Source organism: Bacillus cereus group sp. Bce019, from assembly GCF_051781745.1.
Lineage (GTDB): Bacteria > Bacillota > Bacilli > Bacillales > Bacillaceae_G > Bacillus_A > Bacillus_A cereus.
In genome coordinates this window covers 38,787-62,892 of sequence record NZ_JBPWJX010000019.1, presented here as the reverse complement: position 1 = coordinate 62,892, position 24,106 = coordinate 38,787, and the positions used below count along the sequence as shown (strand labels likewise).

Sequence of the window (24,106 nt, the reverse complement as noted above, 5' to 3'; positions counted from 1 at the left end):
AAACCTTCGGATATTGGTTCTATGAACAAAAGATGTAGCGATGTTGCAAGAAATCCTTAATCATCATACACCACAAATTACACTTAAATACATTGGTATTAATAAAGAAGAAAAGGATAATATCCTTGATACATTTCTCCTTTAATTTCTTTTTAAAAATATATATCAACCTATTAAAAAGCAAATAAAAGAAGACTAAAAAGCAAATATTAGTCTTCTTTTTTAATTAAAATATTAAAAGCAAAAAAACTTTAATATAAATTTAAACCCATAAATAAAATTTAATTATTTTTCTTACATTATTCTTTTAACATACTTAAAAACTCACTAAAATTATCTGCAACTTCACTAGTTACCGGATTCAACTCTTCTGATTCTTCATGATACCATACCACAACAGATGGTATTTCTTTTTCTCTAAAATCTAAACAAAGAAAATCACCTGCGAATAAAACAGCAAACGGAATAACATTTATCCCTGTTAAATCTTCATCATCCGTTAAACGAGTATCAATATCAGATAATACAACCTCTATATCATACCAACCATTTTCATCATCATCTTCTGGGTCCTCCAACAAACATAAGAAACGTTCAATTAAAAGTTCGTTTTTTCCATGTGAAAAAACATTAGTAATTGGAATAGAGCCATTATATTTTTTCAAAAAACCTATAAAATCAGTTGGTAATTTTATCTCACAATATTCCTCAAATGATTCAATTAATTCATCATTTGGTGATTGAAGTTCACTACCATTTTTAATCTTCATTTTAATTCCTCCATTTCTTTACCTACCTTTAGATCTATAAGACCAATGTCCTTCACTCCGCCCATCTTTATGAAATATGTATTCCAAATGGTACTAATTCCATTTTACCTGGCATCTAACCATTTAAATTGTTGTTTGTCACTTGCCAACCACATTTTCTCTGGTAACTCATCCGATTTAATAATTAAACCAGCTTTCTTAAAATCAGGATATTGTGTACCTAATTTCATAGGAACATCAGGTATTAAACCTTTCTCAATAGCAACCTGCTTAATAATAGCTTTTTGGGGAGCTGTTAATTTTTCTCCACCACTAATCTACCTCCATTTCCACGGACTATTAGAATTTACTACTGCAGCATTATATTCTAATTCAAAATTGAGATATTTCCCTTCTACAGCATCGTCTAAAATCTTTATATATTCATCCACTTCATATAAATTTTCTATAAAATCAGATACAATAGCAATCTCTTCCTGTAAACGAATTCTTAATCCACTAAATGGATCACACCAAAATTCATGTGAACTATCTCTCCACCCATCATCATATCTAAATACCTTTAGATTCTTTTGCAATGACTATTGCTGATAATTATTTAGGAAAAAAGACTTTAAAACCTGAGATAATGGAGAAATATGAAATAATAGATAGAGCTGACCTCTATAGGAAGTCAGCTCTATCTATTATTTCAATTCTTTATTTTTTCCTTTTTTAAATTCTTTTTGTTTATCTTGCCAAATATGAATTAAATCTACTAATTCAATCGTTTCTATCTCACAAAAATCTCCCTTACCATCTTCAGCCAAATTGTCTAGGACAGTAGTTGTATCTTTCCGAATTTCTAAACCACAAATGTTTCCATTTACTACTACGTAATTTTCTTTCCCATTTAAAACACTATGTATTTCTTCTAAAATCCAATCTCCAAACGCAGAAACTTCAACGCCTAAAAAAGTCTCCATAAGTTTAATTTCTTGAGGAAGCCTCATAACTAGTTTTCCATTGGTAAGTACTTCAAAGCTATATGGATATTTCATTACTATTGTACTCCTTTATACTAAAGATAAAATTTATTCCGATGGGAAAGCAGAGATAATTTTCCCATTCCCATCTATATACATGCTAATCCTTATACCCTCTGAACCTATTCCAGAATATGTGTTACCAAATTCATACGTTCTATTAAATCTCTAAGTTCATAAGAAGCAAATAAATTATTAAAAGATTGTAACCCCTACTATAAGAAATACTATTATTACTAAAGGAAGAATGATAATCATAAAGGATATTATTATTGTTAATAATGCTTTCCATGCTGAAAATTGTTGTGCTTCTCCTAAACATTTTAAGGAAATAATGATTGTCCAAATTGCAATAACTATATCAATTATGGCAAAAATAATAAACAAAATCGTTAAAGTTATGCTACTATCCATTTTCGGTGTCTCACTCGTAAAGTTTTCTATCCCAAACAAGAAAAATGAAGGCAACCAAACTAATATAAGAGAATAAACGTAAGGGATATAAGAATAGGCAACTGAGTAACGTGTTTTTTCAAAGGTACCTTGTCCACCAAGTTTTTTTGCTACCCAATTAAATAACGCTGGTAGCAAAAAATAATAAATTAAGAAAGCAACGAAGGTACCGAATATAACTATTGAAATTATTGAAAATGGACTACTTATTGAATCCGCCACATTTTTAGAAGATGCTCGATCTAAAGTCTGTACGAATGAGCCTAATAAAATGAGTAAAAACACATTCTTAGGTTTGGATATAAAAATTTCTTTCATTGTATCACGTGGTTTTGTCCAAATGGAGAACCAAGGATTAAGTGCACGCTTAAATTGATTTTCTGGAGTTTCCATATAAAAAAACATTCCCCTTTCTTAAAACATATTAAATAAAATTTCCTAATCATTCCAGTTATGTACATAGAAATATTAAAGCATAAATAGACGGTTATTTAAATATAAATATTCAATCATTTAATTTCATCTGAAACTTAGGGGGATTGCTTCTTAACAATCCCCTCCATATTGCCTTGCATTTTTAACTATGGGCTGAGTAGTTACTTTCATTTTGAGTACCTCACATTCTTTAATACATTGGATAAACAGTTATAATTTTATCATCCTATTAAAGAAGGGTTATTTTTAACGCTTCCTCAAGCATTGTATTAAAATCATTATATGTGTTCATTACCGTACCAGATGGTTTATCAAGTTCTAAATAAGTACCTTCAGATATGTTTTTACAAAACCATGCTATATTTGAATCTCCAAGGAAAAGATACTCTTTTTGAAATTCATTTTCATACCAAATCTCATTGGTTTCTATAAGCCCGCAAATTGATTCGTCCCTTTCTGTATCTAACAAATAAGAGTCAACTCCATAAAGTACTAGCCCGTTAAAATCTAATCCATTTACATTTTTAAGAAACTCCTCATATTCACTCGGTAGGCCAACATTAAAACTCTCTTTCATGCGTTCTCTTAATTTCTGAACTTCACTATCCGTTGCGGGTGTATTCAGTTTATCATTAAAACTTTTCTCTATTTTTTCAATTTCTAAAATTAGATTTTTCCACATATAAAAAACTTCTTTCTAAGAGTATTTATTCTCCTTTAGGATAGGTATTATATTTGGGTATAGACCAAGTTATATCTGCACTATCTCCATCTTGTAAGTGTCTAGTTAATGTAAGCCATTGCTTCAACTTCTATCAGTTATTTTAGGACTTTCTTTTACATGTTTGCTTCTGAATCCCATACCTCTATAAATTCAAAACCTTTTAAATCACTTTCTAACACTGTATTTCTAAATTCATCTGATACAAAAACGGAAGGAATATGTAATATTTCATTTAAGTAAACTTTAAATATTGTTTGGTTCTTAACCATATTAGGTAAGAAGGCGTATTTTTTGAAATCTATTACTAAGCCAGAACGTAATTTCTTTAGTATAGCTTTCTCATAGTCAATGGCATCTATTGCATTTAGAACGTTAATTATATAGTACACTTCTCCCGTCACATCATGAATTAGGGGAAGAAATTCTACATTATCACCAAGCATAGACTCTAAGAATTTTTTAGCTTCCCCACTAACCATTGGTGTACCAACTTCTCCCCAAAAATGAGGAAAATTACTTTGATTTCCTTCTTCTACACATTTAATACGTATTTCTCCCCATGAATCAGATGCTTTTACTGCCGAGTCAATTTTTCCTTCAAAATACTGTTTAGAATCTTCTTCTAAATTCAATAGTTGAAAGGATTCATAGTCATCAAATGAACTCTTTAATTCCCAAATCTTCATTTTTACTCTCCTTTGTTATTTTTCTATCCTTCCTTTATCTAAATGTAATTCTATATTCATGATGTTGCTTCTCTCTTTTCTTTTCCATAGTCTTTACTGACTATAGGAGAACCGCGATTATATACTTAATATTCAATACAGACTCTTTAAAAGGTTTCCTGTGTTCTACCTCAACCTTCAAATAAAGAATATATGTATGATTAAAACTAATTATATTTTTTTACCTTTAAAGGAATAGATATAAAATACAAATCTATAGCATAAATAGTAATCAAAATACCTTTACCTTCATCAGCAAACTTTGATTGATGAAACTGTTCTGAAACTTTTCTTTTTCCCCATTTTTTAGGAAACCATTGAAATCCTGAAAACATATAATTAATCTACCTTTTCATTAAAATTTTGCTAATTTATTTCTTAACTCTAGCTCTTCAACTGTTTCAAAACCTTTAAAAAATAAACTATCGATTTAATTATGATTAAAAAATACATTGTATTCTTTAGATGCTTTTTTCAATCAAAAAACTATTTTTCTTTTTTCCATGATATTCGAAATTCCCCACCATGTTCTTCCGTTTTAATTTTAACCTTATATGTATCATCCTTAGGCACTTTAATATTTTTTTCGCCTTCGCCACTATTAAACTCTAGTATTGTATTATCATTTGAATCCACAACATAAGCAATTATAGTTCCTTGTTTAGTTTTATCATCAAAAGAAAAAATCCAATTCTCACCTTTTTTAACTTTCCTATCTTGAGTTGCAGATCCAGTAAATTTTCTATAATCTCCAGATATACTACCTGATACACTATCTGAAGAACCATGAACTTTACCACCAACAATAGTTCCCTCTCTTGTAAAACAACCACTAAGAATTATTAAACACAAAACAAATAAAATTGTATTTTTAAAAATTTTTACCATCATTACCCCTCCTATTCCCAATAAAATTTTCACCATTAAACTTATAAAAATAACTATAATAAAAAATTATATCCAATAAGATATATATATTTTATTATAGTTATAAATTCCAAATTATTATTTCAAATCTTCACACAACTTAATTTCATCCTCATTTATGTAACCAGTAAAAATAACTTCTGATATGTATTCATGGTTTAAAAACATATTATATTCAGTTAAAACATTTCCAATAGGATAATAACAAGCCACATAATCCCAAGTTTCCTTAGTTTTTGAATTTTCCTGTTTTCTACCATATATCATCAAAGGTTGCTCCCACGTTTTAAATTACTCCAGTCTTATATTAATCCCGTTTTTTTGTAAATTTATCATAAAATTCCTCTTGCGCCCACCGTCCGAATTTTAAAAAACATATTAAACCTGCTCCCAAAAGAATGAGAACGATAGTTCCTAACAATTTTTCCCACAAATTGTTAGATGGAGTAATCATTAATCCTATAATAGATACAGATATTACGACATAAACTAAAATATATAATGGTTTATACGATGGAGTTTTCATATCATTTTTTCTCCTCAGCTTTTTCAAATTTTAAACTACTTCCCACAGTAAAACCCTCTAAAGCAGGAACCGTTATACCAGTTTCTTTTCCAAAGCTACCTTTCAAACCTATTGCGCCTAATCCCAAATCACCTTTAATTTTTAGGTCTTTATCTCCAATAATTGGCAACTATTCTGAAAAATGTAGCATACTTACTTCTACTTCATACTTAAGTGTAGAAGCTTCCGATGCTGCTTTTAAGGAGTAATCGTCAATACCTGCTATAACTTCTAATGAGCAAAATATATATTGGTTAATTTCACCAAACACATTGTAATATATTATTCCGAACTTTTAAACACTTTATCTTTCTATTGAATATTCTACTTTTACTTGCTTTACAAGATTTTATGCAAAAAAGACCACCAAAAGGCAGTCTCAAAACTCAATCCTATTCACCATCCCTCACTCCACCGCTTTCTCATACAAATACTTCGCAGCGATAATATCTACTACTGCCAAACCAACTGATTTGAAAATAGTAATCTCTTCATCATTTTCGCGTCAGTTTTTCCACCGCTTAAGATTTGTTCAAGTTCGGCGTGGAGATTGCTAGTTTTATCGGAATTTGAAGATCATCTGTTTCTAGATCATATTCAATTAAGCAATCCTACAAATGTCTCTTCTTCCTCATCTATAAAACCTACAAATATAATTTCTTCGATATCCTCATGATTAAATACAAATGTATACTCAGGATTAATGTATCCTTCTGGATAAAAACAGCCAATATAATCATACATCACAGGTTCTTTAACCATAAGTTTTTGTTTTCTTCCATAAATCACAATTTTCTTTGTCCCACCTTTTAATAGAACAATAGAACCATTTGGTAAAAACTTTTCTTTAAAAAATGGCATAACTCCCCATCCTTCCTTTATCTAAATGTAATTCTATATTCATGATGTTGCTTCTCCCTTTTCTTTTCCGTAGTCTTTACTGACTATAAGAGAACTGCGATTATATACTTAATATTCAATACAGACTCTTTAAAAGGTTTTATGTGTTCTACCCCCATCTTCTATATGCTTCCTTAAATAATAGTACCTATGGAGTTCCATAATGAAATGAAACAACATAAACGAAAGCATGGAGTATACACACATTAATACAATTGCTACCATCTTTTGTGTTGCAAAACCAAGACTGATATTAGCAATGAGTTGACCCAATCCTACAAAAGCCACTACTCCGAAACTAGAGTTTTTTTTCGATGATTTTGATTTTTTGATTGATTCCTGAAGTTTTTTAATATGATTTTTATAATAATAATTCAAAGCAAAAATATACAAACCAACCGAAAAAATAAAATAGATAGGAGTTTGTAATCCTAACATTCCATATGCAAACTTTTGGGTTATAACTAACAATCCTACTGAACATACGATGCCAAATACCCCACGAAATAGAGTGTATTGTAATTGCCGCTTCCTAGGAGTTATAACAATCCATATTGCCCATACATTTAAAAAAGCAACTGGTGGAACTATTATGTACATATATATCGGTTGAACAGGATTCGCAAAAGCAGGTAAAAGCACAAATATATCTGCTATCCCAATCACAAGAGTAATTATAGTCGATCTTATATCATTTACAGCATAAAGAGCCATATAATATTCAAAAGCTTTTTTATTAAAATCTGTATTTTTTTTCATGTTAATTAAACCACCCCGCTACTGTTGACCAAGCTTTTTTCGAACCCGTTTTCACCCTATCCTTAATACTATTATCTTCACCATCACCATCTAAATCAACATCCCATTTTACACCTTCTGTGAAATATTATTCCCTTCTCGAAAAGAAGATCAACCCATTAATAAAATCTAGGCTTATCAAAAATTTCAAAAAGCCAAAGATTTTGCTGGGATCGAATCTATTGGGACTCACACCATGTGCAAAACCTTCGGCTATTGGTTCTATAAACAAACAAAAGATTTCGCTATGTTGTAAGAAATACTCAATCATAGCACCTCATAAATTACACTTAAAATATATTGGTATCAATAAGGAAGAAAAAGATAATATCTGAGCTACATTTCAAATTTAAAAAATAAAAAGGGCATATCCCTTTCAGAATTGCCCTTTACCTTAAAAGTATATGTCAGCTTATTATTTATTTCTTTTCACAAAATGATGAATCCCTTCAAAGATTACTTCTTTTAAAGCTTCTGGATAATCCGAATAGCCTTCTTTTTCCATAATTATCTCCAACACTTCCCTTAAATTCCCATCAAGTATTATAGTAACTCCTGGCGTTAGTTCACCAGTTTCTTCATTTTTAAATGTTTCTTTTATCATAACTACTTTATTTTCTTCCATGACCTAATCCTCTCTAACTAAATAGTTTTTATTCTCATCTTCCCAATATCTATATTCATAGGGTACTTGTTCATCAAATCGCTGTAAATAACCTCTCCAGTTATTCGGAATATATTCTTCAAAAGATATTGATTCCGGATAATTAGAATAAAAAATTAAACGCTCAAAGTCTATTAGGAAACATGGATTATAATCATAATAGGCTTCTTCTCTATTAGTTCTTAGTTCCCTTAAAAATTCTAACCTAATATCTTCTGTAAATCTTTTATATTTTTCTATTCTTTCTAAAAAGTTAGCTATTGTAGTCTCATTTAAAATACTAATGCCTTTTCTTTCCTCTGGATATTCACTAGGAGAATATCCAGCTTGATTATAATCTAAATACCATAAATCCGATTCAGTTATATACCAATTGAGCTTATTTTTATATTTTACACCTACTATAATATTTTCGGCGTATAAAGGCTTAATCATTTAACACGCTCTCCTCTCTTACTTAATAAGTTTAGCATTCCGTCCGTATTCTACCAACCACCGACTAATGGGGTCAGGTAATTCGTATGCAACACCTTCAAATCCATATTTATCGAAAATACCCTTGTCAACAATCTTAGGAGCTGTTCTACCTTGGTTAAGTGGATTAGTTTTATAACCCTTCTGAGAAATCGCATTTTCTCTAATTAAATCATCTAAATACTGTGGTACATCAAATTCCACAATATATGAGTCTGCTCGTTTATTTTTGAAATATGTAGAGTGATCTTTTCCAGTAGATACATTTAAATTATGATCTGCCCTCCATTTACTATTTAAAGAGAGTGTACCATCATCATTAACTAAAATTAACTCTTTACTATCACCACCTTGAACCCTACGATAAGTAACGTTTTCTTCTCCTACACTAGTTCCGCTGACTTTCTTATTAACTTCACTTGTACCTTTAGCTTCATTTACTTTCTCAACAGGTACTTTTTTAGTTTTATTTACAACCTTAGTAGCGTCAGCAGTCATCTTTACACCCTTACCAACTTTCGAAATTTTTCCAATTGGGGTAAGACCAGCTACTACCATCCCACCAGCTAAAAATCGGTCCAAAGTAGACAGTTTTTCTCCAGATGATGGATCAACACCATCCCAAGCCCGACGAATATCATATTCACCACTTATTTCACCAGCTATATCCCTTGCTAGTTTTTTACCATCAAAACCTTTTTCTTCTGATTCCGATGAAAATCTACCATCAATTGCTCCTTCTTCAATTGTACCACTATTTAGAAGGTTATCAGTCTGACGATTTCTATCTTCTGTAATCTCCTGAATTGAAGTTGTCCATTCCATATTCAACCCTTGCGTACTAAATGTACCACTTGCAGGACTAAAACCTTTCCCACTTTGAACTTCTGCAAGACCTGCAGCAATACTAGCTGCTAATTGAAGGGCTGTACTATAATTATTACTAGAGGTCTGATTGAATTGATACAAATGATCCAGCTTTTCTTGCAGTTTTTTCCTCATCACAGTAAAAAGATTCGCCATAGCGTCCATACCTGGGATTGGCATAGCTTGACTGATGGCTTCCATACTTGCTTTCATTCGGTCAATTTCTCGAATTTGTTCTAATATTTCTTGTTCAATTACATCTGTGGAAGCGACTTGTGATTGAAATTGACTTGGAAAAGCATCGTTCTGGCGAATTAACTCTTCACACAGATAAATGATTCCTTGCGCTAAAGGACGAAAGGTTTGTACAAAAAATGATTTTGCACTGCTATAAGTTTGTCCTTGTAGAACAGTATCAATTGCAAAGGCATCAATTGACTGAATGACTTGTTCCATACCTTGAATGGTAGCGTTACATACAGCATTCATGCTTTGAGTTCGGCTTTGTACTTCTCCTAAATACATATTTAAACTCATGCATTGACCTCCCTCGCTAATTGTTGTTGTTGATAGGAAAGGTCGTTTTCTAAATCACTAAGCTTTCGTCTTTCTTTAAGCAGCGTTTCTTTTTTATTTTCCAATTCAAATGTGACTTTTCGTTCAATATGTTGTGCCTCTTGATATGTATTCATAAAAAACTGAGACATTTCTCTATCACCATGCCAAGTTCCTAAAATTCGATCAAACAAACGATGGTTTCGACCTCTCCATTCATAAAAATCTGCTTCCGCTTGCTCCTGAATGTGAATCGCGGATTGATTTCGGTCTTGTTCTTCAAATACACTTCTTAACTTTTGATTTACTTGATTGATTTGTTTTTCAATATCTTGACTCATTATATTCCTCCTACTATTTTACCTTTACGTAGGTTGTCACATTAGCGAAAAGTGTTGTGAAGTTCGTTATCCATTCTCTCAAACTCTTGGGCTACTGAATGAATATTATCGATCGCTTGTTGAAAGGCAGTGGAAAATTGTTTCGTAAAATCTAACATTTGTTGATTCGCTTCTTGTGCTTTGGAATTAACAGATAGTGTTGTACGCGTCGCCTTTGTTATAGAACGATTTGTTGCACTTTGGATTATATTCGAAGCTGTTCTCATCTGCGTAGCAATTTGTTGTGCCGTTTGAAAATTACTTTGAAATTGTCCCATCACTCAAATCCTTTCTCTAATTTTCAGAACATGCCAAAGAAATCCCAATAAATATATGAAAATTCCCTATCAATATCACTCTTTTTAAACGTGTGTCCAGCTAAGTTGGGCATGCAATCAAATGAGCCATACAATATAAGCTGTATGGCTCATTTGAAATGCTTGTTATATAGAGTATGACAATTTTTATTTCAAACCGAAATTACGTGATAATTCTTCATCATGAGAAGCAACAGCCTCTGCAGTTTTATTAAGCTGCATATTAATTTCTTGTAATAGCTGTGCAAAGTTTTGTACCTTTGGCTTTAATTGATTGAACTGTTGGTCAAAACCTTCAAAAGCACGACCTTCCCATTCTCCTCTTAATTCATTTTGTAAGTTTTGTAGTTGACTTAAAATGTCCTCAATTTGATTTGCACCTTGTCCATATCGAGCCGCTTTCGATTTAAGCTCCTCTGGTGACATACGAATTTGTCCAGCCATTTTCATTTCCCCTTTAATACATAATGAGCAAAATATAAATTGGTTAATTTTACTAAATATATTATAATGTATTATTTTGAACTTTAAAACATTTTATCTTTCTATTGAATATTAGAATATTAATATTCAACTTTTTCTTACTTTACAAGATTTTATGCAAAAAAGACCACCAAAAGGCAGTCCCTCAAAACTCAATCCCGTCCCGCGCTCCACTACTTTCTCATACAAATAATTCGCAACGATAATATCTACTACAGCCAAACCAACTGATTTGAAAATAGTAATCTCTTCATCATTTTCGTGACCAGCTTTTCCCCCTTATAATTTAATCAATTTCGGCGTGGAGATTGCTAGTTTTATCAAAATTTGAAGATCACCTGTTTCTAGATCCTATTCAATTAAGCAATCCTACAAATATAATTTCTTCAATAGCATCATGATTAAATAGAAATGTATAATCAGGATCAATATATCCTTCTGGATAAAAACAGCCAATATAGTCATACATCACAAGTTCTTTAACCATAAGTTTTTGTTTTCTTCCATAGTTATTTATGTGAATTTAGCTCGTTTTTTTGTTTTGGGTGAAAAAAATTTTTAACTTGATAGCAATGTGGTGTTGCCCCTATTAGGCAAATTCGACAAAGAAAAGACACCCAAAGGTGCCTTTTTCCGACTTGAACCATCTTAATTTTATTGCGTTGTTATTATATAAGAAAAGAAGACATCGCTTAAGATGTCTTCTTTTACTTGTACACTTGGTGTTAAGAAGGTATTTATTGCTTAAAAACCATAAAAAAATATAACAATCATCGAGTAAACCTATTATAGCATCAATAAATAGAGTTTTTATATGCATTTTTACATATATATAGATTTATTTACGTTTTATCTATATAGTTAAATTGTCTGTTTCTTGTTTTAATTCGTTTGTTTATTTTGAGTGCTCCAGCAATGGAGCCTTTTTTATGCAATAAAACATTTTCTTAGCATTACTTAGTTGATCTATATTAACTTTACCCTCTTAAATTATATCTATATTTTACCAAATAATTATATAGATAACCAGTTTTTTCTAATAATCTATTGAATTGATAATTTTAATGTTAGATGTTAATACTCATAGAAAAATTCATTATGCAATGAAAATTGAGAAATCAAGAATTATAAAAAACTTATAGTATCTTTTGGAAAAGTATATTTATAATTTGTATATCAATATGTTATAATTTAATTTCTAAAACTACCAAAAAAGAACTGCCAGTAATGGTGGTCCTTTTTTATATTGGTGAGATTGTACTAGTATAATAAAATAGGATTAACTGTTTATTGTGAGGGTGATTGGTTATCCCTTCTTTCCATTTGGAAGGAAGGGGATGATATAACTATGGAGTTTTTGTTTGAGCTTCTAAAAGAATTTGTGAAAGCCATTGTACGTGAAGTGTCTGCATATATTTTTAGGAAACAAATTTTAGAAAAAGATAACAAAAAAACCACTCCTCGTCGCCGTCGGAAGCAAAAGGGTGGGTTTCGTAAAAAATAAATGATCACGTTATATCCCTAATTGATTGTAAATTGATTTGAATACGTGAATTCACCACGATATTTAATTGCAGCGACATAAGTACCGCTCGTATAGCTATCTGTGATAGGGGTTTGCCAAATTTCTGTTCCAGGAATAAATTCTGGTTCTATTGTTTGGAATCGTTCTAGGGTACCATTTGTGTGGATTTTAAAAATTTTCATTTGCGCACCAAAATGTTCTCTACCAAATTGCTGTGTTAAGTAAAATGTATCACCAGTTATTAAATTCCCAATCTTCCAATCTGGTTGATATGTACTTTCCTCTGAATTTTGTAAATCCACAATGGTTTTAAATCCCCAATCATCCTTAAGTGGATCTGAGTAAGCTGCAGCTGCTTGTGAGGTAGGTTTACTCATTTCTATTGCAGTAAAACCGCTAAAAGTTAACGCCCCAATTAATGCTAATTTTCCTAACTTCATTATTGTTCCCCCCTATTAATTTTTGTAATTTTCAAAACCAGAAATCATACACACATAATAATATAATCTACCGTATTATATTTCAAATATTTTCTAATAAACTCTATAAATAAAAAGGCACCCCAAAGGTTGCTTCCTCCAATTTGAATCCCTTTAATTCTAAGAATATGTATTGGACTCCCATTCAAGTATTATTTTTCTCAATGAATAATTGGGATATTTTAGGTTTTTACTATTTTTATGTTAAGATATTTTGGTTGATATTCATCTTATTTTAGGAGGTTGGAAGATCTGTTACATGCTTTTCATATGGATTTTAGCTTCTATACAGAAAATATAAAAGTTTTAGGGTTATTAGGGAATTCTACTCGCTTATCAATTGTTTGTAAATTGATTACATATGGATCGTTGTCAGTTTTTGATTTAAGTAAGCAAACAAGAATTACAGAGGATTTGATTGTACAACATTTGCGTAAATTAGCCTTTGGAAATATTGTAATTAGTGAACGTATAGGGAAAAGACTTCATTTTAAAATAAAAGATAATAAAACAATGGAGATTATTAGGGTTACAAAGTTAATTTTAATTACTTTCGATATAAATGCTTTTGCTATAACTTAATTGTGTAAAATCACAAGTAGTCCACCTACGGAAATAGGTGGGCTTGAAATTCATAAAAAAAAGACACCTAAAGGTGCCTTCTGCCGACTTGAACTATCTTAATTTTAATAATATGTATTGGATTCTGACCCAAATATTATTGTGCCATGTTAAGTTATTGTATTTTATTTTTGCACCAGAACTGTTTTCTTTTCATAGGGTAATTTGTCCAATTAAAGACTACTTCCACTAAAAAGATCGACTCTTTAATAGAGTTGATCTTTTTTAATTTTGAATATTTTAATTTTTAATAACAATAGAATCCTATATTATGTTAACATATAAGTATATCCCAATATTACCAATAATTATTAAATTTTCCACAGTGATATTTGTTACTAGAAACGTACATTTCACTGCTTTTTTCGCTGTTGATCTCTCATAAAATAATAATAAAACCTCTTAACTTATTTGAAAGGCGTTATTATTTCAAATAACATTTAAATCTTTAAATACCCTTTTTTGATCCCGCAAAAATAATAAAGATGAATATATGAACAATGAATTAAAAACAATTATTATAAACTGAAAATTTACTTTTTATTTACAAAAAAATAAGTATATGGTAAATTTACATTGTAAGATTTTACTTTTTTGTAAAATCTTAACAAAATATAAAATGATAGAAATGGGGAATTAGTATGAAAAAAGCTATTATCGGTGCAATTGCTGCAGGTGTTTTAGTAGTTCCAGCTTCAATGAATGTATTTGCCGCAGAAAAAACAGTTGGAAAGTCCGAAATTGTGACAGCGGATAGCACAATAACTGAAGGATTTGTAGCAGATGAAAACAATTCTGGCAATAAACCTCAGTTATACGCAGGTGTAACGTCTGGTAAAGCAGACGGTGGGTATTGGATTAGAGGAAAAAGAGATGGAAACGTTATTTCCGAATATAAACATTACACAAAACAAGGTAGAGCGACAGTTACAAATGGAAAAGGCGTCTACAATGATGGAAAATGGCAGAAGAAAGATGTATTTAGCAAAGCAAAAGCTACATGGACATCTAGTGGTACAAATAAAGCGAATTACGATAATAAATAATATTCAAAAACAAGAGAAGTTTAAAAACTTCTCTTGTTTTTGAATATAGATAATTAGTGATATTAGATTTTTCTAAGAGGTGTTTGCATGAAAAAAATCATTTTTATTTTAATGGCAGCAACGCTGGCATTAACTGCATTTTTATCTTTAAATATTTTTAAAGAATATAAAACACAACAATTATTCTATAAAAATACAACTAGTATTACTTTAAATTTTGAAGAAGAGAAAAGTTACACTAAGAATTACATTGAATTTTTACAAAGTTTAGCAAAGAAATATAATGTGAATATTTCAAAGTACATATACCCGGGAGAAAATGATTTACATATTTTCACAACTGATACTGGTTTAAATAACCATATCAAGTTAAAATCAGGGAAGTTTCCAGAAGTAAATTCAAACAAATTTATAAGTACTTCTGAAATTGAGAGCACAGATCAAATTGGTATTATAAAAAGAATAGATTCGAAAACTAAAATAACTATCCAACCTTTAAGTGCAGATGAAAATTTTGATGGAAGTGGTATGTACTATATCTCGACTCAAGATAAAGAAAAAATAAATGCCATGTTAAAAGAACTAAATGAAAATGTAGCTAAAACAGAAATTTTTGGCGAAAATAAAGCCGATTTTATATATTTACTTGAGAGCAATGTGTTTCAGATATTTTGTATATTTTTGATTGTATTATGCATCTTTGTTGCGATTATTCACTATATCATTCGTAGATTGAAAGATATAGCTATCATGCAAACATTGGGCTATACAAGAAAAAAAATAGTTAGCTACTTTATCTTTAATTTAGGGAAAATCATGATACTATCAAGTCTTATGATTTATGTATTATTTATTATGTATTGTATATTTACAGATAGTACAGATTTTTATTTTGAATTATCATGTATTTTTTGGATTATAGCAATTACATTGAGTTTTATTTTAATTATACCTATCACAATAATTACGATAGTAGCCTTTACTAGAAATATAAATGTTTCAAAAATAAAAGGTAACAAGCCATATATATTAGTTAGCACATTAAATTTCACTTTAAAATTTCTATTTATAGTCGTAATGTTATTGTCCACGTATCATTGGAAAATCCTATCGAATGAACTCAATCAAAAGATAGATAATTTATCTAATTGGTCAAAAACTAAACATATTTATAAAACTCAAGTTACTTTCGCTAAGGGCGACGATTTAGGTGCGGAAGAAAAAATTAGTAAAAAAATGAAAGACCTTTACTTGGATATGGAAAAACAACATGGTGGCTTTCTAATTAGTACGTCAAATTATGACAAAATAGATGGAAAGTATATCTATGATTTAAATAATGAAAATGGGGATCCGAAGTTAGAACCTTCCGGAAATAGTGTTACTATAAATTCAAACTATTTATCTTATAATCCTATTAAATCAGTTGAAAAAACAATCAAAGAGCAAATTATTCATGATTCGAATACTATGAATATATTAGTGCCTGAAAAATTAAAGGAATATGAGAAGGAAATATATAAGAATTATAGAAAACATTTTTATTTCCAAAAAGTTGAAGTTGATAACATTTATAATGAGGAACTAGGAAGAGAGAAAAATAATACTAAAGAACAAGAGTTAAATATAAATATTATATATGTAAAAAATAATCAAGATTATTTTACTTATGATTCAACTATAAAAGCGGAAGATAAAAATCTCATTAGAGATCCTATTGCAATTATTGATACAGGTATCTTCAATCAATCCTTTTATTTGTCATATGTTGCATCTGAATTTTATTTTAAAACTAATAGTGAGCAACCATACGATAGTATAAGGGCTACTATTACTAAAAATGAGGCTCAATCAACTATACAAAATATCACCTCAGTATATGATCGTTTAGCGTTTGAAATTCAAAACCTAAAAACAGAAAAAGAAAATTTATTGATCGCAATGATCATATTAATCGTCTCGAATTTTCTAATAACTTATAACACTATTTCTAGTTACTATGAAAAAAACAAGTTCAATTTGTATATTAAACAGTTATTTGGATTTAGCGCTATAAAGCGCAATAAAATTATGATTACTTTATTGTTATTAGTAAATATTATACCTATTATATCTGTATCTATATATGTTATTGATACTTATGTGATTTCTATAGGTATTTTGATCCTAATCTTAGAAATTTTAATAAGCTATTTCTTTGATAAGAAATTAAGCAATCAAACATTCAATGCTATCATAAAAGGAGAACATTAGTAATGATTGAATTAGTGAATATAAATAAGAAATTTGGTAATAAAGTTGTATTAAAAGACTTCTCATTGAAGATTGAAGATACAGACTTCATCGCAATCGTTGGGGAAAGTGGAAAAGGAAAAACGACGTTATTAAATATTATTGGTTTATTAGAACAAAGCGACTCTGGAGATATAATTATAGAAGAACAAATGAATCCAAACAAAAAGCAAACCTTACTATTGCAACGTGAAAAATTAGCTTATCTATTTCAAAATTACGCTTTAATGGAAAACGAAACGGTAGAGAAAAATTTATTAATAGCCCTAGAATATCAAAAAAATATCGATAAAAGAAAAATAATAAAAGAAGTTTTACAAAAAGTGAATTTGCCTAATTATGAGAAGAAAAAAATTTTTGAGCTTAGTGGTGGAGAACAACAAAGAATCGCTTTAGCAAGAATACTTATTAAAAAATGCGACTACATTTTAGCTGATGAGCCAACTGGTAATTTAGATAACAATAATCGAGATTTAGTGTTTAACATATTAAAAGACCTTAATGAAGATGGAAAAACGATAATATTTGTTACACATGATATGGAATTGGCCTCTAGAGCAAAAAAAATTATAACAATTTAGCGTAGGTTAAAAAGAAACTATTTTTACCCATACCATTAAAATAGTATGAGACTGATATTAATGCATCATTTGCAAAACGAAAGGACGATTCTTATGTATTTATAGAATCGTCTCTTCGTTACTATACGTACCCTTATTAAAGTCATTAAAAGGGGTCCTGTTGCAAAAAATCGAGAAGCTGATATTGTGTATGAAATATTGTATAAAAGAAGCTTATAACGATTTAATAGTGATGAATTATTAAATCAGTTGGAATCTGTTCGTAAAAAAGTAAGGTATGTAGAAAACAGCGCTAGTAATTGGGCTAGGATTAATCCCACTCTGTTCTTAATTTAAGGAATTCCAAAACGTTCTAACTTCAATGGAAGACCGCCTGCACCACAAGCTTAATTGTTCCGCAAAGAAAGTCATACTACTTGTATGGCTTTTTCTTTATTTTAGTTACTTAAGCCCTACATTTTTATCTGATTTGCTTCTGCTGGTGTAGAAGAGGGAAAAGATATAGAAGCATAAAGTGAAACTTTAATCAGCCCTCACCAATTGGGCTTTTACAGGCAGCCCGCCCCCCCACCTAATTTCTTTGATTCCGCTGAATTTTGAAATGGGGATCTTACCGCCCGTTAATGCGGGATAAAAGAAAACCACCTGAAATGATATGTACTTGAATAGTAGTACATAAAAAATACAAATAACAATAAATTAAATATCGTTAAAACAAAAAGGAGATGTCCTAGGCATGGTACTAGGACATCTCCTTTACTTATCTAAATTTCTAAACTCTATACAGCACTATCATTTAAACAATTATTAAATATATCTTCTATCTAAAACATCGTATTATCATTAGCTGCTTCACTTGGAATCTCTTGAATTACATCCCAGTGTTCGACAATCTTTCCATCCTTGATACGAAATATATCCACTATAGCAACTCCCTTATCTTGAGAATTAGTACGAGAATGTACATGAAGAGCAACTGTATCCCCTTCAGCTACTACACGTTTAATCTCTGCAGAGGAATTAGGATTTTTAACAAAATCCTCCTTAAAGAAATCCATGAAGGCTTTTCGTCCATCAGCAACAAAAGGATTATGTTGCTTATAATCTTCGCTAACATATTTAGGGATAATATCGATATTATGTTTGTTAAAAACTTCATTATAGAAATCAACTACCATCTTTTTATTCTTTTCATTTTCTTTTGATACAGAAGCGACATTTTCGCTCTTTATTGAGTTCCCTTTGTTATTACCGGTGGAAGCTTGATATACCAAAGTCGAAACTACTCCTAAAATAAATACAGAAATAATTGTTATGATTAAACTTTTCTCTAATTTCATATATACCTACCTCTTCTACTTAAATAAGTTCTCTTCTATAAAAAGCTTGAAGAAGGAGAAACCTTCCCCAAAATGTAATGTCAGGGGTAATGTTAGGAATTTCATTTATCCTAACATTACCCTATACAAGGCATATTAGAAACGATTAACTCTAACTTAATACCTCATTAACAGTTGCACTGTCCACAATTTGAATAAACTTCTTAACCTTATCGTTCTCATCAAACTTATAAAGGTGACAAAAATCTGCTATGAACGATTTCCCTGTAGCTTTATATGTTCCACTATATTTTCCATACACGATAACAGTATTGTTATTAAAAGCGTAAATTTCATCTTTAGCGCTATAGTCATCCCATTCTGTGCCAAGACGTTCATGTACGTTTTTCACTACTTCATCTGGACCTATATAAGTACCTGCATATGGAAACCCAGCAGCTTCTGTCCAAGATACATTTTCACTTAAATACGTTTTGAACGCATCCAATTTCCCTTCGCCAGTTAACACATACGTTTCATGTAATAGTTTTTGATATTTATTCATATCATTAACCCCAAGGCATTTCTTTTGTTACAACTTTTGCGCTTAATTCTAATACACCTTTATTTGCATAGCCTGGATATGCTGCTTCAAGTTTTGCCACAAAATCTTTTGAAGTTCCACTTTCCTCAGAAGCTTGAACCGCATTTCTTAGATAATCCATTGTCGCAGTAAGTGCTTGATTATTTAGGGATTTTTCGATTGATCCATGGCTAGGTACAATTATGTCAGCATGTAATGCTTGTAATACTTTCAAGTTCTCAATCCACGCCTCCATAGCCGCTTTTGAGCTAGTATCCGCTAAGAATACATGTATTTCGTTAAAGACATCAATACCACCAATTAATACTTTTAGTTCTTTATTAAATAGGCTAGTTCTGTAATGATCTAAGCCTACTAGTTCAAATGTTAACCCCTGAAAATCAATCGCTTTTTCTTTAAACACTTGAGGTAATATCACGTTATTTGGTGCATTTTCTCCAAGGATGTCTTTCCAAACTTTTAATTTCCCTAAGACAGAATGAACGATATGTTCAACAGTAGACTCTGTTGCATACGCTATAGCTTCTGGGTAAACGGCTTTAATGCTCTCTAATCCAAAGTAGTAGTCTGGATCCCCATGAATAATAAAGATTTTATCTAAAGATAAGTTATTTTTTTTCAGATACTCCACAATTTCTTTCGAATCAGATTGAGTAAATTTTGAGTTTATTAAAAATGCATGTCCTGCTTTCTCAACTAATGTTGCTGTGACCATAAAGCTTTTTTCGTCCGAACTAAACACCGTTAATTTCACATCTTTTTGATTTGTATCGATTGTTTTAAACATAGTATGTTATTCTCCTTTTGTTAAAGTTATTAACTAATTATCATATTTTTATCTTGTTCCGATAAAGTGAAACTTTAATCAGTGGGGGTTTTGTTCATCCCCCACTGATTATTAGCCTTCACCAATCGGACTTTTACGGACAGTTGATCCCCCACCTAACTTCTTTGCTTCCACTGAATTTTGAGGTGGGGGTCTTACTGCCCGTTAAAGCGGGATAAAATCTCCCACTCCCATTTATCTGAAAGTGTAATAGTACTGGCGAATATTCCGGAGATCAACGTCAGGTGGTCTAAGATAACATGTTTGCTACTGTATCCTAAATTTTCTTAATAAAAATTTTTAAAACGCGCTTCAATTTTATCCGGCGTCATTACGCCACCACCAATAGGAATAATTTGATTATCCTTTTGTAAAAGTAATGAAGGATAGCTATTAACACCAAGCTGTCGAACTTTATTAAAATCATTTTGGACATCTATTATTGTTTCTTGAGCGTTTAAACGTTCTAATACTTGTTCAGGGTCCAAACCATGCTCGATTGCAATTTTGCGATATGTTTCAGGATCACTCAGACTTTGGCCCTCATAATAAAACGCTTTTTGCATAGCCGAAGTGAATTCTAATAAACGGTCTGGCGCTAATGAGCGTAAAGCTGAAAAACCAATTGCAGCATCTTTCGAATTCATTTTAAAAGTCCCTTCCTCCACCAATTTTTGATAGGAAGGACCAAATTCAGCACCTGTAAGTTGATTAATTCTTTTATTTCCTTCTTCTATATATGAGAAGTTTTTCATTGGTAAATTATCTAAAAATAACCCTCCACATAAAACCGTTAATGGCACTTCAGTGTGTTTTTTGTAAAATCCTTTAATACTTTCTGAAAAACCATAGCACCATCCACAATATGCATCCCATACGTAAATAAGGTTATCTTGTTTCGTCTCCATTTAAATCTCCTACCTTTTTTTTATTATCCAGCTCAACTAAATTTTTGGTTTATATAAGTACATCTTTTTATACCTTATTCTTTTTTAGATACCTTACTATATTTCCCCAAAACTAATATTTCCAAAGAAAGATCCACCAAGGTTTTTAACAAAAGATAACGTTGCACCTTATTGCCCCGTAACAGAAAATACTAAAGCTTGGAATATGCATTGATTTGAATGTGTTAGTAACTTTCTACACCGGGGGCAACGTATGGACCACCATCCTTAATTAAATATACAAATCATATTTTTAGCAGATATTAGTTGTAACTAAATTGATTACACTTTTATGTAACTATTTTAGTTACAACTAATATAGAAGTCAATTCTTTTTTCCGAAAACATTAAATTTCTACATTATAACGAACTTTTGTGTTAACTTATAACAAAAAAAGAGGAGCCATCTCCTCTTCATAAATAAACACTATTTAATTTGTTCCTTATACTCATTGTTAACAACTACATACCACTTTCCTGTATCAAATTTTTCTTTATTAATCACGTAAACTTTATTTTGTCTCTTTACCTCCCCTGGTTTTAATTCCTTAGTAATAGTAGAGGTCTCACCTTTTTCAACCGCATAACTACTAGCTGCTAACACATCACTTTGATAAGCATTATCATTTTCATCCACTAAATCCACTGATGGTAAAACGGCTAATTTCATCGGTTCGTTTGTGATATTTTTCCCTTCTGCTTCTACAACAATAAAGACATGTCCATCTTCAGGTTTTTGGAATCCTATACTCTCTTTACCAACCTTATCTCTTTCTACAACTCTTTTTACAGTTACATCAAATTTAGGTGTATGAAAATCCTTGTTTACAGCATACTCTTTTTCTTTTATTTTTGATTTCTCTTTTGTTTGTTCTGTATTTTTCTGCTTTGTATTCTCTTTCGTTTTCGCCTCATCAGTTGTTTGCACTTTCTTTTCTTCTTGTTTAGAATTGGTTTCTTTAGATTCTGAAGAAGTTTTGTCGGATGTATTGCCGCAACCAGATAAATTGAATACTAAAGCGCCACCTAAAATACATGTAGTAAATTTTTTCAACATCTCTTTTTATCCCCCAATAACACGATATGTAAATTTCTTACTTATCATAGCAAAAAATATGATCTTAAATTGTTGTATCTTGTCGAATGATTAAGAATAATCAAGTTACTCCACGTCCTCTTTTATTATAAAGGTAAATATAACGTCTATAAAACCTGCTATAATAGGTTTTTACACCCTTAGCATACAATTTTTCACTTTCGGTAATGTGCCCCCTATTTGAAAGGTAATTGAAATATTAAGACCAACTGATAGAGGTGTTTATGTGGAATTATTTGAGTATTATAAAAAAAAGGGAAAGTTGAAGTGTTTAATTGGAACTGGGCTTTTTCTTTATGGATTAATTGGTATGTATAATACTTGGGGTAATATTAATTGGGGACCAGTAATCTTAATTATTATAGCTTCTCTTGTATTTTTTAGTATTGGATTTTGGCAATTAAGAAAAGGAAATTTACTAGAAAAAAATATAATTAAAAATGATTTAACATTTTGGGATATTGATACTTATGTTTTGTTAGAATTACCCGGTAATAATAAACATTTAGGTTTATATACTCCTGATGGAAGATATGTAGCAGGAACAAAGATGATTTCTTCAACATTACCTATTTTAAAAAATAAAGAAGTTTTTGGATTGGAAGCAAGTGATGGAGAAATCCTTGCATATTTTCAAAGTGAAGTTGAAAATTATGATTGGGCTATTTATGATTCGAATTATAATTGTGTAGGTATGTTTAAAGAAAATATGATACAAGGATTTGGAATGGTACGTGGTTCTTTGATGAATGAAAAAGAGATAAAAATTTCTGAGATAGAAGTGGAATTTGATTTTTTCGAAACGTCTTTTCATACAATGGATGATCGTATATTAATAAACTGCAAGAGGGGATATATGCCTTTAGAATGGAGTGAAAGATTTGGCTTAAATGTACCGATTATTAAATTAGGTAATAATATTTCTAATGCTGAAAAAATATTTGGTTTAGGTATTCTTCTTTATATTTTAGAAACAATTAAAGTAAGAAAAAGTAGGATTTTTAATGATTAGAATTAAATATTTACATTATGAAATTTATTGGATCTTTTATTAGAGATTACATCGCCGAAAGTGAAATATTGTATATTTTAGAATTACTTTACGTTTACTTCTTAAAATTGATGAGCATTTGTTATGCCAGAACCAACTGGAAATGGAAACGGCAAGCGAGTATACTCCGCTTGCCGTTTTTTCATAGCTTCGTATGTATTTGAATTCCTTTCGCTTTCTCTTCTTCACCCTTCACACGTACAATTAAATCATATGATCCGGATTTTGGCGCTTCAAAAGAAAGCAAACCTTCTTTTTGAGAAGTGACTTCTTCTTCATAAATGACCTTATCATCTTTTGTGACTTGCAATAAAATCGTACCTTCTTCAACTGCTGCCTCATAAGGAATTTCCACATTTCCTTTTTCAGCTTTAAGCGTTTGTACATCGTAATACCCCTGCAAAGAACCAATTGTTAAAGTCGTTTCGCCATTTTTTTGAACCTTTGTGACTTTTATTGCTGTATTACATGCGCTTAACAATACAACAAGAGTGAAAATGAGAAATGAACGAAGCAATTTCATAGAGAGTCCCCTTCCTTTAAATATATTAAGGTTAAAATATACAATCTAACATATTATTAATCTCATCTAAATTAAATTCCTCAACTGCTTTGAAATTCTCTAACAAAATTCAATATAAATGTATCAGCTATCAT

Annotated in this window: 32 protein-coding genes and 7 pseudogenes; 8 read left to right on the top strand and 31 right to left on the bottom strand. The window is 30.5% G+C overall.

Going from position 1 to position 24,106, the window contains the following annotated elements; all coding sequences use genetic code 11:
• Positions 1–2 precede the first annotated feature (2 nt).
• A pseudogene (locus tag ACS2QP_RS21795) lies at positions 3–145 on the top strand (tyrosine-type recombinase/integrase); the annotation flags it as partial.
• Between the two features lie 154 nt (positions 146–299).
• On the opposite strand, the gene ACS2QP_RS21790 reads toward ACS2QP_RS21795, so the two are convergent.
• From ACS2QP_RS21790 to ACS2QP_RS21715, 16 genes and pseudogenes are all read right to left on the bottom strand, one after another.
• Positions 300–770 (bottom strand): SMI1/KNR4 family protein, encoded by a 471-nt coding sequence (locus ACS2QP_RS21790; protein WP_212105556.1) that lies wholly within the window; start codon positions 768–770, stop codon positions 300–302.
• A gap of 104 nt (positions 771–874) precedes the next feature.
• The gene (locus tag ACS2QP_RS21785; RefSeq protein ID WP_438882825.1) at positions 875–1,000 is read right to left on the bottom strand and encodes a hypothetical protein; all 126 of its coding nucleotides are present in this window, start codon (positions 998–1,000) and stop codon (positions 875–877) included.
• Positions 1,001–1,117: 117 nt separating this feature from the next.
• Positions 1,118–1,348 (bottom strand): annotated as a pseudogene (locus ACS2QP_RS21780) (hypothetical protein); the annotation flags it as partial.
• A gap of 108 nt (positions 1,349–1,456) precedes the next feature.
• Positions 1,457–1,810: a type II toxin-antitoxin system toxin gene (locus ACS2QP_RS21775; RefSeq protein WP_000877046.1), complete on the bottom strand. Its 354-nt coding sequence runs from the start codon at positions 1,808–1,810 to the stop codon at positions 1,457–1,459.
• Between the two features lie 33 nt (positions 1,811–1,843).
• Positions 1,844–1,957 (bottom strand): annotated as a pseudogene (locus ACS2QP_RS21770) (EndoU domain-containing protein); the annotation flags it as partial.
• 33 nt (positions 1,958–1,990) lie between these two features.
• Complete coding sequence (locus ACS2QP_RS21765; RefSeq protein ID WP_139872625.1) at positions 1,991–2,641, bottom strand: Yip1 family protein; 651 nt, start codon at positions 2,639–2,641, stop codon at positions 1,991–1,993.
• 271 nt (positions 2,642–2,912) lie between these two features.
• Positions 2,913–3,365, bottom strand: coding sequence for a YrhA family protein (locus ACS2QP_RS21760; RefSeq protein ID WP_438882824.1), 453 nt, complete (start codon positions 3,363–3,365; stop codon positions 2,913–2,915).
• Between the two features lie 155 nt (positions 3,366–3,520).
• Positions 3,521–4,093 carry an imm11 family protein gene (locus ACS2QP_RS21755; RefSeq protein WP_438882823.1) on the bottom strand — a complete coding sequence of 191 codons (573 nt, stop codon included), beginning with the start codon at positions 4,091–4,093 and terminating at the stop codon, positions 3,521–3,523.
• A gap of 206 nt (positions 4,094–4,299) precedes the next feature.
• Positions 4,300–4,467, bottom strand: coding sequence for a hypothetical protein (locus tag ACS2QP_RS21750; RefSeq protein ID WP_000490950.1), 168 nt, complete (start codon positions 4,465–4,467; stop codon positions 4,300–4,302).
• 151 nt (positions 4,468–4,618) lie between these two features.
• Positions 4,619–5,020, bottom strand: a complete 402-nt coding sequence (locus ACS2QP_RS21745; protein ID WP_000238711.1) for a hypothetical protein — start codon at positions 5,018–5,020, stop codon at positions 4,619–4,621.
• 117 nt (positions 5,021–5,137) lie between these two features.
• Positions 5,138–5,350 (bottom strand): annotated as a pseudogene (locus tag ACS2QP_RS21740) (DUF4176 domain-containing protein); the annotation flags it as partial.
• 16 nt (positions 5,351–5,366) lie between these two features.
• Positions 5,367–5,585: a hypothetical protein gene (locus ACS2QP_RS21735; protein ID WP_438882822.1), complete on the bottom strand. Its 219-nt coding sequence runs from the start codon at positions 5,583–5,585 to the stop codon at positions 5,367–5,369.
• A 1-nt stretch (position 5,586) separates the two neighbouring features.
• Positions 5,587–5,754 carry a hypothetical protein gene (locus ACS2QP_RS21730; protein WP_326035708.1) on the bottom strand — a complete coding sequence of 56 codons (168 nt, stop codon included), beginning with the start codon at positions 5,752–5,754 and terminating at the stop codon, positions 5,587–5,589.
• A gap of 276 nt (positions 5,755–6,030) precedes the next feature.
• Positions 6,031–6,211 (bottom strand): annotated as a pseudogene (locus tag ACS2QP_RS21725) (ornithine cyclodeaminase family protein); the annotation flags it as partial.
• A gap of 10 nt (positions 6,212–6,221) precedes the next feature.
• Positions 6,222–6,485 (bottom strand): DUF4176 domain-containing protein, encoded by a 264-nt coding sequence (locus ACS2QP_RS21720; protein WP_153581913.1) that lies wholly within the window; start codon positions 6,483–6,485, stop codon positions 6,222–6,224.
• Between the two features lie 129 nt (positions 6,486–6,614).
• Positions 6,615–7,283 (bottom strand): hypothetical protein, encoded by a 669-nt coding sequence (locus ACS2QP_RS21715; RefSeq protein WP_438882821.1) that lies wholly within the window; start codon positions 7,281–7,283, stop codon positions 6,615–6,617.
• Between the two features lie 127 nt (positions 7,284–7,410).
• On the opposite strand from ACS2QP_RS21715, the pseudogene ACS2QP_RS21710 reads away from it, so the two are divergent.
• Positions 7,411–7,657 (top strand): annotated as a pseudogene (locus ACS2QP_RS21710) (tyrosine-type recombinase/integrase); the annotation flags it as partial.
• Between the two features lie 80 nt (positions 7,658–7,737).
• Here ACS2QP_RS21710 and ACS2QP_RS21705 read toward each other — a convergent pair.
• The 8 genes and pseudogenes from ACS2QP_RS21705 to ACS2QP_RS21670 all read right to left on the bottom strand — a co-directional run bounded on the left by ACS2QP_RS21705 (position 7,738) and on the right by ACS2QP_RS21670 (position 11,585).
• Positions 7,738–7,947, bottom strand: a complete 210-nt coding sequence (locus ACS2QP_RS21705; protein WP_000392187.1) for a hypothetical protein — start codon at positions 7,945–7,947, stop codon at positions 7,738–7,740.
• A 3-nt stretch (positions 7,948–7,950) separates the two neighbouring features.
• Positions 7,951–8,421 carry a hypothetical protein gene (locus ACS2QP_RS21700; protein ID WP_000595046.1) on the bottom strand — a complete coding sequence of 157 codons (471 nt, stop codon included), beginning with the start codon at positions 8,419–8,421 and terminating at the stop codon, positions 7,951–7,953.
• Positions 8,422–8,439: 18 nt separating this feature from the next.
• Entirely contained in the window at positions 8,440–9,864 is a 1,425-nt protein-coding gene (locus tag ACS2QP_RS21695) for a pre-toxin TG domain-containing protein (protein ID WP_438882820.1), read from the bottom strand.
• On the bottom strand, positions 9,861–10,223 hold the full coding sequence (locus ACS2QP_RS21690) for a DUF3958 family protein (protein WP_000076118.1): 363 nt from the start codon (positions 10,221–10,223) through the stop codon (positions 9,861–9,863). The genes ACS2QP_RS21695 and ACS2QP_RS21690 overlap by 4 nt, the downstream gene beginning before the upstream one ends.
• A gap of 41 nt (positions 10,224–10,264) precedes the next feature.
• Positions 10,265–10,540: a TIGR04197 family type VII secretion effector gene (locus tag ACS2QP_RS21685; RefSeq protein ID WP_016121983.1), complete on the bottom strand. Its 276-nt coding sequence runs from the start codon at positions 10,538–10,540 to the stop codon at positions 10,265–10,267.
• 186 nt (positions 10,541–10,726) lie between these two features.
• Positions 10,727–11,023, bottom strand: a complete 297-nt coding sequence (locus ACS2QP_RS21680; protein ID WP_000918591.1) for a WXG100 family type VII secretion target — start codon at positions 11,021–11,023, stop codon at positions 10,727–10,729.
• A gap of 126 nt (positions 11,024–11,149) precedes the next feature.
• Positions 11,150–11,341 (bottom strand): annotated as a pseudogene (locus ACS2QP_RS21675) (hypothetical protein); the annotation flags it as partial.
• 76 nt (positions 11,342–11,417) lie between these two features.
• Positions 11,418–11,585, bottom strand: a complete 168-nt coding sequence (locus ACS2QP_RS21670; RefSeq protein WP_332284701.1) for a DUF4176 domain-containing protein — start codon at positions 11,583–11,585, stop codon at positions 11,418–11,420.
• Positions 11,586–12,410: 825 nt separating this feature from the next.
• Here ACS2QP_RS21670 and ACS2QP_RS21665 point away from each other — a divergent pair.
• A complete protein-coding gene (locus ACS2QP_RS21665; RefSeq protein ID WP_438882819.1) occupies positions 12,411–12,566 on the top strand; it encodes a hypothetical protein in 156 nt (51 codons plus the stop codon).
• A gap of 17 nt (positions 12,567–12,583) precedes the next feature.
• Here ACS2QP_RS21665 and ACS2QP_RS21660 read toward each other — a convergent pair whose 3' ends face one another.
• Positions 12,584–13,027, bottom strand: coding sequence for a DUF5065 family protein (locus ACS2QP_RS21660; RefSeq protein ID WP_438882818.1), 444 nt, complete (start codon positions 13,025–13,027; stop codon positions 12,584–12,586).
• Positions 13,028–13,336: 309 nt separating this feature from the next.
• Between ACS2QP_RS21660 and ACS2QP_RS21655 the strand changes: the two genes are divergently transcribed.
• The 4 genes from ACS2QP_RS21655 to ACS2QP_RS21640 all read left to right on the top strand — a co-directional run bounded on the left by ACS2QP_RS21655 (position 13,337) and on the right by ACS2QP_RS21640 (position 17,606).
• Positions 13,337–13,648 (top strand): ArsR family transcriptional regulator, encoded by a 312-nt coding sequence (locus ACS2QP_RS21655; RefSeq protein ID WP_438882846.1) that lies wholly within the window; start codon positions 13,337–13,339, stop codon positions 13,646–13,648.
• 680 nt (positions 13,649–14,328) lie between these two features.
• Positions 14,329–14,733 (top strand): lactococcin 972 family bacteriocin, encoded by a 405-nt coding sequence (locus tag ACS2QP_RS21650; RefSeq protein WP_000709112.1) that lies wholly within the window; start codon positions 14,329–14,331, stop codon positions 14,731–14,733.
• An 87-nt stretch (positions 14,734–14,820) separates the two neighbouring features.
• Positions 14,821–16,986 carry a DUF1430 domain-containing protein gene (locus ACS2QP_RS21645; RefSeq protein WP_326263094.1) on the top strand — a complete coding sequence of 722 codons (2,166 nt, stop codon included), beginning with the start codon at positions 14,821–14,823 and terminating at the stop codon, positions 16,984–16,986.
• A 2-nt stretch (positions 16,987–16,988) separates the two neighbouring features.
• Positions 16,989–17,606, top strand: coding sequence for a putative bacteriocin export ABC transporter (locus tag ACS2QP_RS21640; RefSeq protein WP_326263093.1), 618 nt, complete (start codon positions 16,989–16,991; stop codon positions 17,604–17,606).
• 824 nt (positions 17,607–18,430) lie between these two features.
• Here ACS2QP_RS21640 and ACS2QP_RS21635 read toward each other — a convergent pair.
• From ACS2QP_RS21635 to ACS2QP_RS21615, 5 genes are all read right to left on the bottom strand, one after another.
• Positions 18,431–18,946, bottom strand: a complete 516-nt coding sequence (locus tag ACS2QP_RS21635) for an ester cyclase (protein WP_326263092.1) — start codon at positions 18,944–18,946, stop codon at positions 18,431–18,433.
• Positions 18,947–19,097: 151 nt separating this feature from the next.
• The gene (locus ACS2QP_RS21630) at positions 19,098–19,490 is read right to left on the bottom strand and encodes a nuclear transport factor 2 family protein (RefSeq protein ID WP_001046359.1); all 393 of its coding nucleotides are present in this window, start codon (positions 19,488–19,490) and stop codon (positions 19,098–19,100) included.
• Positions 19,491–19,494: 4 nt separating this feature from the next.
• Positions 19,495–20,316, bottom strand: a complete 822-nt coding sequence (locus ACS2QP_RS21625; RefSeq protein ID WP_326263091.1) for a cytoplasmic protein — start codon at positions 20,314–20,316, stop codon at positions 19,495–19,497.
• A 326-nt stretch (positions 20,317–20,642) separates the two neighbouring features.
• Entirely contained in the window at positions 20,643–21,263 is a 621-nt protein-coding gene (locus tag ACS2QP_RS21620) for a DsbA family protein (RefSeq protein WP_000448606.1), read from the bottom strand.
• Positions 21,264–21,729: 466 nt separating this feature from the next.
• Complete coding sequence (locus ACS2QP_RS21615; RefSeq protein ID WP_326263090.1) at positions 21,730–22,359, bottom strand: hypothetical protein; 630 nt, start codon at positions 22,357–22,359, stop codon at positions 21,730–21,732.
• A 265-nt stretch (positions 22,360–22,624) separates the two neighbouring features.
• Between ACS2QP_RS21615 and ACS2QP_RS21610 the strand changes: the two genes are divergently transcribed.
• Positions 22,625–23,410: an ABC transporter ATP-binding protein gene (locus ACS2QP_RS21610; RefSeq protein ID WP_326263089.1), complete on the top strand. Its 786-nt coding sequence runs from the start codon at positions 22,625–22,627 to the stop codon at positions 23,408–23,410.
• A gap of 181 nt (positions 23,411–23,591) precedes the next feature.
• Here the strand turns inward: ACS2QP_RS21610 and ACS2QP_RS21605 are convergent, their stop codons facing one another.
• On the bottom strand, positions 23,592–23,972 hold the full coding sequence (locus ACS2QP_RS21605) for a BA_1872 family lipoprotein (protein WP_326263088.1): 381 nt from the start codon (positions 23,970–23,972) through the stop codon (positions 23,592–23,594).
• Between the last annotated feature and the right edge of the window lie 134 nt (positions 23,973–24,106).